Here is a 12,165-nt window from a genome sequence, read left to right on the forward strand (position 1 = left end):
GGGCAGCCTGCTATTTATGACGCTGAGTTGCTCTTTCTCCGGTTAAATCAATTGAGCGAGCAAAAAGCGGAACCATTTTTTTAATTTTTTTGAAAAAAACTTCGGGGCGAGCGATACCCGTGCGTTTGCTATGTTTTGCAGGTGCAGGTGCAGGTGCAGGTGCAGGTGCAGGTGCAGGTGCAGGTGCAGGTGCCGGTGCCGGTGCCGGTGTTATTCGGTGGGAGCCGCCACTTCAAGGCTTGTCCACCAGGGCAAGGTGCGTTGAATCCGCACCGGTAAGGCATAGGCCAGCAGATCCAGCGCGGCGTTGGGGTCGTCCAATGGAAAGCTGCCGAATACCCGCAGGTCGGCAATCTCCGGGGCAACACCCAGGTGGCCATGGCGATAGCGCCGTAATTCCTTCACCAGCTGGGCGAGCGGAATGTCCTGGGCTACCAGCAATCCGCGGCTCCAGGCTTCCCGCGCACTGTCTGCCGGTTCCAGTTTTCCTGTGCCGCTGGCATCAAATCGTATTTGCTGGCCCGCCTCCACCAAGCTCCGCGAACCTTTGGCGTGCTTAACTTCCACGGCGCCCTCGAATACCGCCAGCAAGGTGCTGCTGGTATCCATGTGTACGGTAAAGCGTGTGCCGAGGGCGGTTAATCGTGCATAAGGTGCGTCGACCACAAAGCGGCGGGCAGTATCGCTGGCGGTATCGACCAGAATTTCGCCGGTGATCAATTGCAGGCGACGTTGCCGGTCATCAAAGTTTTCGCTGATGGCGGTGGCGGTATTCAGCCATACATGGGTGTTATCCGTCAGTGTAACTTCGCGTCTTTCTCCGGTGGCGGTGCGGTGGTCAGCGCGCCAGCTGCGAGCGATCACGGGCAGTGAGGTGTGTTGCCACGACCCCCAACCGAGCAGGCCGGCACCGGCGAGTGTGGCAATACTGGTAAGTACCCGGCGGCGTTGCAGGGTGCGGGTATTGGCAGACCAGATACTATCGGCCGCCTGCCGGGGAGCGGCAGTTGTCTGTATCGGAGAAAAACGCTGGCTGACCGCTTCTACATAACCCCAGGCGTGGCGGTTGTCTTCCCGGTCATGCAACCAGGTTTGCCAGGCTTCCCGCTCTTTGCCGGTCGCCTCGCCGGAGCGCAGCAAGGCATACCAACTGGCCGCTTGCTCCATGGCTTCATGGGAGGGTTCGGTATCGGCTGCTGGCGTAGGGCGGTTCATCGGCGGTCAGTCCTGCAGCAGATCTGCCATGGATTGTTTGGCCCGCAAACGCATACAGGCGAGCATCGCCTGGGTGATGTATTTGCGCACCATGCGCGAAGAAACGCCCAGCTCGGCGGCTACTTCGTTGTCGGTCATCTGGCAGGCTTCGGCGAGCAAAAAGGCGCGGGCGGCTTTGGGTGGTAAGTCCAGCAGCATATTGCCCACTTCATGCAGTGCTTCGAGAATCGCGGCCTGATGTTCGGCGGACGGGTAAAATTCTTCGGGGCGGGCCGCCAGGGTTTCCAGCCAGGCCTTTTCTATCTCGCGCCGGTGCCACAGGTTAATGCACATACCCTGCGCCATGCTGCGTAAGTAAGCGCGTGCTTCGCCTTCGCTGCCAAAGCCGCGGGGCGCCGGTTTTAAAATCAGTCGGAGAAATACATCGTGTGCCATGTCGGCGGCATCAGTGGCATCGCCCAGCCGGTTCCAAAGCCATTTTTTCAACCAGGGGTGATGATCGGAATACAGGTGTTCAATGGCAGGTGACGGATATTCGGTAATGCTCACAATCTCGCCAACTCCTCGCCATGTTAATAGAGGTAATGATAATGAAATTCATTATTGATCTCGCGGTTGGCGATTATACGGGGGCGAAAAGCGGTTTAGCAACCGGGCGGGCAGGGTGCAGCCGGGAGAGGCGTCAAATTTTTAGCAGAATAAAAAGCAGGCTGGAGGTATCAGGCTTTGGGGTCGGTATGCAGGGTTTTCATGGCATTGCTCCAATCGCCTTTAACGGCGTAGGGCAGTACATCAATCGAGCGGTCGATGGCATCGTCAATCAGTGATTGTTCGCTGGACGGTGCACGCTTGAGCACAAAGTTGGCAACCTGAGCGGCATTGCCGGGGTGGCCGATGCCAATCCGCAGGCGGGCAAAATCGCGATTGTTACCCAGCGCAGCAATAATATCCCGCAGGCCGTTATGGCCACCGTGTCCGCCACTGTGTTTCAGGCGAGCAATACCGGGAGCAAGGTCGAGTTCATCATGAACGACCAGAATAGCGTCAGGGGGAATTTTAAAGAAAGTCGCTAGCGCGCCAACAGCCTGGCCACTGCGATTCATAAAGGTGGTGGGGATCAGCAAGCGCAGGTCGCGCCCTTGATAAGTGGTGCGGGCCGTAAGGCCAAAAAAGCGGTTTTCCTGAACAAGGCTGGCGCCCGTTTGGCGCGCCAGCTCTGTTACCAGATCAGCACCGGCATTGTGACGGGTTCTTTCATAATCGCTGCCCGGGTTGCCCAGGCCAACAATTAACTGCAAAGGAATGTCCGTAAATGCCATAACTCAGTGCCGATCCGGTCAGAAGCAAAAAGTAATTAAGCTTCTTCGCCTTCGGTGTCACCACCTTTAGGCTTCTGGATAGTTGCAATCGCCAGGTCGTGATCAGCACCGTGAGACAGAGCAACGGAAGTAACGCCTTTTGGCAGCTTCAGGTCGGAAATGTGTACGATTTGACCAACTTCAACTTCAGCCAGGTCAACTTCGATGAATTCCGGCAAATCAGCTGGCAAGCAGAGGATTTCCAGTTGGGTCAGGTTATGAATCACTTTACCGCCTTGTTGCTTGACGCCTTTGGACGTAGCTTCGTTCACAAAGTGTAAAGGAACATTGGTGTGCAGCTTGGTTGATTTGGAAACACGCAGGAAGTCAGCGTGCAGAACCAACGGCTTGGCCGGGTGACGTTGCAGATCTTTCAGGATCACATTCTGGCTTTTGCCATCAACCACCAGGTTGATAATGTGAGAGAAAAACGCTTCGTTTTCCAGTTGCTTGAGCAGGTCTTTATGAGCAATGCTCACAGATACCGGATCAGCTTCACCGCCGTAAATTACAGCAGGAACCAGACCTTGTTCACGACGCAGGCGGCGGCTCGCACCTTTCCCCAGATCGTTACGGGCAGCAGCATTCAATACAAAATCTTCAGACATGATGTCTTCCTCAATAACCCACAAGGATCCGCGACCAGAATCGTTTGTGGTAATAAAAAAACCGCTGAGCGCGGCAGTCAAACCCGGTGCGATGTGTCGTTACTTATTCGTAGCGAAACATCCTAGTAGCGGAACATCGCACTCAGGGATTCTTCATTACTCAGACGACGAATCGCTTCGGCCAGCATTTTCGACAAGGTTAATTGACGAATGCGCGAGCAATCAGCAGTAATCTGGGTAAGCGGGATAGAGTCGGTAATAACCAGTTCGTCGAGTACCGAATTATCCAGGTTTTGAATTGCACGGCCCGACAAAACCGGGTGCGTACAATAGGCCACCACTTTTTTGGCGCCGTGTTCTTTCAAGGCTTTGGCAGCGTTGCACAAGGTGCCGGCGGTATCGACCATGTCGTCTACCAGCAGGCAAGTGCGGTTGTTAACGTCACCAATAATATTCATCACTTCGGCAATGCCCGCCTGCGGACGACGTTTGTCGATAATCGCAAGGTCAATGCCCAATTGTTTGGCTACCGCGCGCGCGCGAACCACGCCGCCGATGTCCGGAGAAACAACAATCAAATCTTCAAATTTTTGTTTCTCAATGTCTTCCAGCAATACCGGTGAACCGTAAACGTTATCTACCGGTACATCAAAGAAGCCCTGAATTTGTTCTGCGTGCAGATCTACCGTCAGCATGCGGTCAATACCTACGCCAACCATCATGTCGGCAACCACTTTTGCGGTAATAGGTACACGTGCTGAACGTACACGACGATCCTGACGGGCATAACCGAAGTAAGGTACAACGGCAGTAATACGACCGGCGGAGGCGCGACGCAAGGCGTCGACCATGACGATCAGTTCCATCAGGTTGTCATTGGTTGGTGCGCAGGTAGGTTGTACAACAAACACATCGCGACCGCGAACGTTATCGTGCAACTCTACGGCAATTTCGCCATCGGAAAATTGTGAAACCGATGCCTGTCCCAATTGGATGCCCAGATTGGAAACGATTTTTTTTGCAAGCTCGGGATTGGCGTTGCCGGTAAAGACCATCAAGTCAGTCACGTCGAATACCTTTGAATATGTCGGTTGCCGATTTGTTTAATGCACTAACGTGAATAAGTGTTTATACCCTATGTTTTTCGCGTAAAAGCGAACAGCATAAGCACAATGAACTCTGGGGGAGGGATTATATGCAATTTTCCAAAACATGTTTGGAAAATGGCAGGGGCGGAAGGACTCGAACCTACGCATGGCGGGATCAAAACCCGCTGCCTTACCACTTGGCTACGCCCCTGGAGAGATGTCTATTGTAACGCTACTGAAGCAATTCAGAAAGCTTTGATTGATTAATACCTTTGGCGATAAAACCGGGTAAATCTTTCGGCGCTTTCATCAGCACTTGTGTTGCTTCTTCTCTCGAAGAGAGGACAGAAAAAACACTTGCACCCGTTCCAGTCATTCTTGAATTGCCGGCAGTTTGCTCAAGCCAGTTGAGCGCTTTATCCACCAGAGGATAAAGTTTTCTTACCAGTTGCTGGCAGCTATTTTCGCCACCGTGCTCAAGAAAGGCCGCCACTTTAATTCGAGGCGCGTCCCTTGTCAAACTTTTATTTGAAAATATTTCAGCTGTGGAAACCTGGCAATCCGGATTGATCACAACGAACCATTTTTCAGGCAATTCAATAGCTTGAAGTTGTTCACCAATTCCTTCGGCCCAGGCGCTTCTGGCGCCAATAAAAACGGGCACGTCGGCCCCGAGGGTAACGCCGAGTTGCAGCAGCTGTGAACGATCGAGTTGGCATTGCCACAAATAATTGAGTGCAACCAGGGTCGTTGCTGCGTTGCTACTGCCGCCACCCAAACCGCCGCCCATGGGTAAGCGTTTGGTTAATTCGATATCAATTCCCGCCGCCGTGCGTGCGTGGGGTTGCAGCAAACGGGCGGCGCGCACAATTAAATTTTCTGCATCGGGCACACCGGGAAGAGACGGCGTTAATTGAATACGATCATCGTTACGCGGTGTAAAACGCAGCTGGTCGCCGTAATCGAGTAATTGAAAAACCGTTTGCAGTTCGTGATAACCGTCGGGGCGACGGCCATTGATGTGCAGAAATAAATTCAGTTTGGCGGGCGATAGCAAATCGAGTGCAGGCATGGATCAGTTTCTTTCTCCGAGTTGCCAGTCGCGAATAACCAGTGTCAGCCGGATATCGCCCCAGCTGGCAATAACGCGCCCGGGCAGTGCCACCGCGCCATTCTGATCGGGCCGGATGACTGCGCGGTAGTTGCTGTATTGAATTATCCAGCCGGCTTGCTCGAGCTCCACCAGCTGGCGTTGCTCATCCCGTTGCAGGCGGGAAACCGGCTCGTCGGGGGCTGGCAGTGCGCGCACCCACCAGGCAAGCTGCGCTACCGGGATGGTCCAGCCGGTGTTGGCCAGAATCAGTTCTTCGGCGCTGTTGGCGATTTGCGGTTCAAAGCCGGCTTGCAGCAAGGTGACCTCGCCATCGCGGCCTTTGATGGAAAAGCGGTTGGAACCCATCGGGCCGCTCAAATCAATATCGTATTCCTGAAAGCGCTGCTGCCAGTTCATGCTGGCACTGCCGTTGTCGCCGGGGATGCGAATGCCCAGTTTGCCGGTGAGTTGCCAGTGCTGAAGGTCAGCCAGCTCGTCATAGCGTTCCTGCCAGTTCTGGTCGGGCAGTGGCGCGCCCTGGTGGGCACAGCCGCTCAATAATAGCAGGCCGCAAAGCAGTATCAGCGGGCGGAAGCGGGCGGCGATAAAGCGCTGAAGCATCATGGCGCGGGCACCTGCAGGCGTTCCATGGTGCGGCGAATAATGTCGCTGTCGGGTGAGGTTTCAAGGCCGCGAAGCCACACGGTTCTGGCTTGCTCCTGCTCGTTGATCACCCAGAGTACTTCGCCCAGGTGCGCGGCAATTTCGTCGTCAGGATAAAGGTTAAATGCCCGGCGCAAATAAATCAGTGCTTCGGAATAGTTGCCGGTGCGAAAGTGCAGCCAGCCGAGGCTGTCGATGATGGCCGGGTCTTCGGGGCGCAGCGAATAAGCGCGGAAGATCAGCTCCCGGGCTTCGTCCAGCCGCTCATTGCGGTCCGCCAGAATGTAGCCAAAGGCATTCAGCGCCGAGGCGTGTTGCGGATCTTTTTCAATCACGCTGCGCAAATCCTGCTCGGCCTGCTCGCTCTGCCCCATTTGGTCAAACAGCATCGCGCGGGCGAATAACAGGTGGGTATTGTCCGGTGATTGCGACAGGGCGCGGTCAAGTATCCGGCTGGCGGTGGCCAGCTGGTTATGGTTAATCAGAGCGCGGGCGTAGAGGAGTTGCAGGTTGTCGGCTTCATCGGGTGTGGCTTTGATCAGCCGATCAATGTGCTCCGAGGCACTGAGCAGATCGCCCTGGCGAATCAGGATGTTCATCAGGCTGGCGGTGGCCGGAATAAAGTCCTTGCCGCGTTCCACCTGCAAATAATGCAGCAGCGCCTGGGTTTCGTCCTGGCGGGTTTCAGCGATTTGCGCCAGATAATAGTGCGCGGTAGACAAGTGCTGGTTGTTGTCCAGCAGCTGTTCAAAGGCGGCTACGGCCACGTCCATATCGCGCCTTTCCAGCGCAATCAGCGCCAGCGAGAGCCGGAAATCACCATCCTGTGGTGACTGTTCGGAGAGAATACGGAATTGTTCCTGGGCGGCTTCAAGGTCGTTGTGCGCCAAAATGCGGGCGTACTGCACCCGCAGGCGAATGCTGTCGGGGTTGGTTTCGAGTATTTCAGTCAGCCGCGCCAGGGCTTCGTCATCGCGTTTGAGCTGGTGCAGCAGGGTGGCTTCCAGTAGCGATGCCGGTACGCTCTCCGGGGTCAGTTTGCGTGCGAGTACCGCTTGTTTCAGGGCGCCTTCAAAATTGTTGCTCATTTGCAGCAGCAGGCCGCTACCAATCAGTAATTGTTCATCTTCCGGGTATTGTTTGAGCTGTTCTATATAGAGACCGAGCAGGTTTTCCCGGTCGGCGGGGGTCAAATCGGCGGCGTTGGCGGCAATGGATTGAAACAGGGTTTCCTTGCCTTTTTCCTGCAAGCGGCGCGACATTTCAAAGGCTTCGGTGGCGCGTCCTGCCTGCATCAAGGCCATGGCCGCATTGGCGAGGGCTTCATCGCTCTCGGGGCTTAACTCGACCCACAAGAGAGCGGTTTCGCCCGCCAGCTGGTTGGCATTCATATAGCGGGCAATCAGCGTAGCGCGCTCGGCAACCTGCGGGTCGCGGGTAATTAGCGCCTGCTGGGCATAATTATTCAGGGTGATATCGTATTGCTGGCGGCTGCCGGCAATCTCGGCGGCCAGCAATGAATACAGCGTATCCCGGGTAAAGGCACGGCTTTTAACCGTTTCGGCCGGTTTTTCTGCGTCTGCCGCCACGGGTGCTGGCGAGGTGTCAGGCGTATCGGTGGGTAGAGGCTCGGCCAGTTCTACCGGGATCACCGGTCTGTCGGGTTGCGGTGAATGATGGCTGCAACCGGCAACAAGCCAGCAGCCAAGAAGCGCCATAAGAAGACCGGAGTAACCTGATTTCATGCGTGTTCGGGGCTCGTTCGGAAAAGCATGGTTGGGAGTGGCTGATGTTTCCTGTCCGACAGGATGAAATAAGAGCCAACTCTGGCAGCTGAACATCATATGTCAGACTGATGGTTCAGCTCCAGCCTTAAGCGTGATAACGTGCCAGGCTGCTCGTTATGTGTAAAGCACTTGTCACAGCGCTTGCATCGCCCGACAATACCGCCCTTTCAGGATACCTGCCCACCTGGCCATGACGTTACTCGCTTTTGGAATCAACCACACCACAGCCCCTCTCGCCCTGCGTGAGCGGGTGGCGTTCGCGCCGGAATCGGTTGAAAGTGCGTTACACCAGGCGCAAATCCGGGCCGGATTGTACGAAGTCACCATTCTTTCTACCTGTAATCGCACCGAAATTTATGCCAGTACCGACAGCGATGTAGAAAATTTGATCACCTGGCTGGTTGAGCATACGTCTATCAGCACCCAGGATCTGGCGCGTTGCTACTATTGCTACCGCGATGAAGAAGCGGTGCGGCATATGATGAAAGTGGCGGGCGGGCTGGATTCACTGGTATTGGGCGAGCCGCAAATTCTCGGGCAAATGAAATCTGCCTATGCGGTAGCACGATCGGCCGGCACCCTGGGTTCATCCTTGCACCATGCCTTTCAGCAGGTGTTCAATATTGCCAAACGGGTACGCAGTGAAACTGCGATTGGCGAAAACCCGGTTTCGGTGGCCTATGCTGCCGTGACGCTGGCGCAACAAATTTTCTCCAACCTGAAACAGGACACCGCGCTGCTGATTGGCGCTGGCGAAACCATTGAACTGGTTGCCCGCCACCTGGCGGAGCAGGGCATTCGCCGCATGATTGTTGCCAACCGAACGCTGGATCGCGCCAAGCGCCTGGCAGAAGAATTTGCCGCAGAAGCAATTCTGCTGGCCGATATTCCCGACTACCTGCCCAATGCCGATATTGTTATTTCATCCACCGCCAGCCAACTACCTATTTTAGGCAAAGGTGCGGTGGAATCTGCGTTGAAAAAACGCAAGCACAAACCCATGTTTATGCTCGACATCGCGGTGCCGCGTGATATCGAAGAGCAAGTGGGTGAGCTGGCCGACGTGTATTTATACACCGTAGATGACTTGCACGCGGTGATTGATGAAAACAAAAAAACACGTTTGGCCGCGGCGGACAAAGCCGAAATTATTATTGATGAAGGTGTTGAAAGTTTTCGCCGTCAGGTGCGCGAGCTGGATGCGGTTTCCACCATCAAGGCCTATCGTGGGCAAATGGAAGAACTGCGCGATAACGAAGTGCAAAAAGCACTGCGCATTTTGCAGGCGGGCGGCGACCCGGCACAAGTGCTGCAACAGCTGGGGCGCAACCTCACCAATAAAATAATTCACACCCCGACCACCGTAATGAAAGATGCCAGTGCGAATGGCCGTAATGATGTGATTCGCGCTGCGCAGGAACTGTTTGATTTGTCTCACCACGATAGCGATAAAAGCGAGCCTTAATGAAAGCATCGATTTTGGAAAAACTGGATCGCCTGAGCGAGCGCTACGAAGAAGTTAGCGCCTTGTTGGCCGAAGCCGATACCATCAGCAACCAAAATAAATTTCGCGAATTGTCGAAAGAGTACGCCGAGCTTGAACCGGTGGTACAAGGCTACCAGGTTTATCAAAAACTGCTCGCCGATATCGCCGAAGCACGTCAGCTGCTGGCGGAAGGTGATGACGACATGAAAGCCATGGCTGAAGAAGAGCTGGCTGATTGCGAATCCCGTCTGGAACCGACCGAGCTGGAATTACAGCGTCTGTTGTTGCCGAAAGATCCCAACGACGATAAAAACTGCTACCTCGAAATCCGCGCCGGCACCGGTGGCGATGAAGCGGCAATTTTTTCTGGCGATTTATTCCGCATGTATTCCAAATACGCCGAGCAACAGCGCTGGCGTATTGAAGTGCTTAGCCAGAGTGAAGGCGAGCACGGCGGTTACAAGGAAATTATTACCCTGGTGACCGGCGCCGGTGTTTACGCCAAATTGAAATTTGAATCCGGTGCGCACCGCGTGCAGCGGGTTCCGGAAACTGAATCCCAGGGGCGTATTCATACCTCGGCCTGTACCGTGGCGGTAATGCCCGAAGCCGATGAGCTGGAAGAAGTGAATATCAATAAAGCCGATTTGCGTATTGATACCTTTCGTTCTTCCGGTGCCGGTGGTCAGCACGTTAACAAAACCGACTCGGCCATTCGTCTTACCCACTTGCCTACCGGTATTGTGGTGGAGTGTCAGGATGAGCGTTCGCAGCATAAAAACCGCGCTCGCGCCATGTCGCTGCTGGCGACCAAATTAAAAACCATGCAGGAAGATGCCGCCCACAAAAGTTTGTCGGAAGAGCGCCGCAATCTGGTTGGCTCCGGTGATCGCTCCGAGCGTATTCGCACCTACAATTATCCGCAAGGTCGGGTGACAGACCATCGCATCAACCTGACGTTATATTCGCTGGACAGCGTTATGGAAGGCGATCTCAATGGTGTTATTCAGCCGTTGACCAACGAATATCAGGCCGATCAGCTGGCAGCGCTGGCGGATTAATGGCCCGGCTGTGAACCCTACGCCACTCACTGTTGCACAATGCCTGCGTCAGGCCGTTCAATTACAAGCGCTCAGCGACTCGCCGCGTCTGGATGTTGAATTATTGCTGGCGTGGGTGCTGCAAAAAAATCGCACCTTTCTTTTTACCTGGCCGGAAACACAACTGACTGACGCACAGCAGTTGCAGTTTAACGATGCCTTCAATCGTCGCCTGCAAGGTGAGCCAATAGCGCATATTCTCGGTGAGCGCGAATTCTGGTCGCTGCCTATTTCCGTGAATGCCACCACCCTGATTCCTCGCCCGGATACCGAATTGCTGGTTGCAACTGCGCTGGAAATCTTTGCCGACGATGCAAAAAACCAACAGCGAAAATTACTGGACCTCGGCACCGGCACCGGCGCCATTGCGCTGGCGCTGGCGTCAGAAAAACCTGCCTGGCAATGTATAGGCGTTGATCGCGTTACCGATGCGGTAGTGCTGGCGGAATTCAATCGCGATAAATTGTCACTGCCGAACGCCCGCTTTTTGCAGAGCAACTGGTTTGATGCGGTGCATATAGATAACGGCGGTGCCTTCGATATTATTGTTAGCAACCCGCCTTACATTGACCCGCAAGACCCGCATTTGCAACAGGGCGATGTGCGCTTTGAACCGCTTTCTGCGCTGGTAGCAGAACAGCAGGGACTGGCGGATATCCGTTTTATTGTTGAGCAGGCGCCCGCATTTTTACAGCCCGGTGGTTGGCTATTGATTGAGCATGGGTATGATCAGGGTGAAGCGGTGCAGGCATTATTTGCCGCGTGCGGTTTTCAGCACTGCGTAACCCGCAAAGACTATGGTGATAATGACCGAGTCACACTTGGGCAATGGGTCGCTGGTGAACCTGTTAATACAGGAGGGGTTTAATCGTGACTATGAATGATCAACAGCTCCTGCGTTACAGTCGTCAGATTATGCTCAACGATATTGATATCGACGGCCAGGAAAAGCTGCTGGCAGCGCGCGTGCTCATTGTCGGTATGGGCGGTTTGGGTTCGCCGGTGGCGCTCTATCTCGCCGCTGCGGGGGTTGGTCATTTATTACTGGCGGATTTTGATCGCGTTGATATCACCAACTTGCAGCGGCAAATTATTCATACCACCGACAGTGTTGATCAGCTCAAAGTTGAATCTGCCACTGAACGTTTGCGCGCCTTGAATCCGGGCATTGCCCTTACGCAAATTACCGAACCGCTGGATGCAGAACGCTTGCAGCAGCATCTGCAAGGCGTGGATGTGGTAGTGGATTGCACGGATAATTTTGCCATTCGCTTCGCGGTAAATGCCGCTTGCGTGCAACACAAAATTCCTCTGGTTTCCGGCGCAGCCATTCGCATGGAAGGGCAGTTGGCCGTATTTGATTCCCGCTTGCCACACAGTCCGTGCTATCGCTGTTTATACGAGCCCACGGAAGACGACACCAGCTGCACCGCCAACGGTGTGTTGGCACCCTTGGTCGGTATTATCGGTTCCTGGCAAGCGATTGAAGTGATCCGCCTCATCACCGGCTTCGGCGAAAGCAGCGCCGGCCGCGTTCAACTCTTCGACGTAAAAACCGCCCAATGGCGAACCTTCAAACTCCCCAAGGACCCGGCTTGCCCGGTGTGTGGTGTCGATCAGCAAAACTGATTATTTTTTATTATCATTTTCTTGCGGTTGTTTTAAAAGCGGCTGCACTCTCTTATGGGTGCCATCCTCGCTGTATTGCCCTTGATAAAAATTTTATCTCTTAACTTGTTTGTTACTTATCTTTTTTTATGGCTCCGG

The 12,165-nt window shown here is 54.4% G+C and carries 12 protein-coding genes and 1 tRNA gene; 4 read left to right on the forward strand and 9 right to left on the reverse strand.

What is annotated here, in order from left to right:
* Positions 1-210 precede the first annotated feature (210 nt).
* The 9 genes from C4F51_RS03855 to C4F51_RS03895 all read right to left on the reverse strand — a co-directional run bounded on the left by C4F51_RS03855 (position 211) and on the right by C4F51_RS03895 (position 7,770).
* Positions 211-1,215, reverse strand: coding sequence for a FecR domain-containing protein (locus tag C4F51_RS03855; RefSeq protein ID WP_202987606.1), 1,005 nt, complete (start codon positions 1,213-1,215; stop codon positions 211-213).
* Between the two features lie 6 nt (positions 1,216-1,221).
* Entirely contained in the window at positions 1,222-1,764 is a 543-nt protein-coding gene (locus C4F51_RS03860; protein ID WP_193907324.1) for a sigma-70 family RNA polymerase sigma factor, read from the reverse strand.
* A gap of 170 nt (positions 1,765-1,934) precedes the next feature.
* A complete protein-coding gene (gene pth, locus C4F51_RS03865) occupies positions 1,935-2,534 on the reverse strand; it encodes an aminoacyl-tRNA hydrolase (RefSeq protein ID WP_193907326.1) in 600 nt (199 codons plus the stop codon).
* A gap of 35 nt (positions 2,535-2,569) precedes the next feature.
* Entirely contained in the window at positions 2,570-3,181 is a 612-nt protein-coding gene (locus C4F51_RS03870) for a 50S ribosomal protein L25/general stress protein Ctc (RefSeq protein ID WP_193907327.1), read from the reverse strand.
* Positions 3,182-3,303: 122 nt separating this feature from the next.
* Complete coding sequence (locus C4F51_RS03875) at positions 3,304-4,236, reverse strand: ribose-phosphate pyrophosphokinase (RefSeq protein ID WP_202987750.1); 933 nt, start codon at positions 4,234-4,236, stop codon at positions 3,304-3,306.
* 169 nt (positions 4,237-4,405) lie between these two features.
* Positions 4,406-4,480: transfer RNA gene (locus tag C4F51_RS03880), tRNA-Gln, on the reverse strand.
* Positions 4,481-4,501: 21 nt separating this feature from the next.
* Entirely contained in the window at positions 4,502-5,341 is an 840-nt protein-coding gene (gene ispE / locus C4F51_RS03885; RefSeq protein WP_193907331.1) for a 4-(cytidine 5'-diphospho)-2-C-methyl-D-erythritol kinase, read from the reverse strand.
* Positions 5,342-5,344: 3 nt separating this feature from the next.
* The gene (gene lolB / locus C4F51_RS03890; RefSeq protein ID WP_193907333.1) at positions 5,345-5,986 is read right to left on the reverse strand and encodes a lipoprotein insertase outer membrane protein LolB; all 642 of its coding nucleotides are present in this window, start codon (positions 5,984-5,986) and stop codon (positions 5,345-5,347) included.
* A complete protein-coding gene (locus C4F51_RS03895) occupies positions 5,983-7,770 on the reverse strand; it encodes a tetratricopeptide repeat protein (RefSeq protein WP_193907334.1) in 1,788 nt (595 codons plus the stop codon). Before C4F51_RS03895 ends, lolB begins: the two co-directional genes overlap by 4 nt.
* Before the next feature lie 232 nt (positions 7,771-8,002).
* On the opposite strand from C4F51_RS03895, the gene hemA reads away from it, so the two are divergent.
* From hemA to C4F51_RS03915, 4 genes are read left to right on the forward strand one after another with little or no spacing between them, the layout of a single operon-like run.
* Positions 8,003-9,277 carry a glutamyl-tRNA reductase gene (gene hemA, locus C4F51_RS03900; protein ID WP_193907336.1) on the forward strand — a complete coding sequence of 425 codons (1,275 nt, stop codon included), beginning with the start codon at positions 8,003-8,005 and terminating at the stop codon, positions 9,275-9,277.
* On the forward strand, positions 9,277-10,359 hold the full coding sequence (prfA, locus tag C4F51_RS03905; protein WP_193907338.1) for a peptide chain release factor 1: 1,083 nt from the start codon (positions 9,277-9,279) through the stop codon (positions 10,357-10,359). The genes hemA and prfA overlap by 1 nt, the downstream gene beginning before the upstream one ends.
* A gap of 10 nt (positions 10,360-10,369) precedes the next feature.
* Entirely contained in the window at positions 10,370-11,266 is an 897-nt protein-coding gene (gene prmC, locus C4F51_RS03910; RefSeq protein ID WP_328701304.1) for a peptide chain release factor N(5)-glutamine methyltransferase, read from the forward strand.
* 8 nt (positions 11,267-11,274) lie between these two features.
* Positions 11,275-12,027 (forward strand): HesA/MoeB/ThiF family protein, encoded by a 753-nt coding sequence (locus C4F51_RS03915; RefSeq protein WP_193912333.1) that lies wholly within the window; start codon positions 11,275-11,277, stop codon positions 12,025-12,027.
* Positions 12,028-12,165 lie beyond the last annotated feature (138 nt).

This window comes from Cellvibrio polysaccharolyticus (assembly GCF_015182315.1).
Lineage (GTDB): Bacteria > Pseudomonadota > Gammaproteobacteria > Pseudomonadales > Cellvibrionaceae > Cellvibrio > Cellvibrio polysaccharolyticus.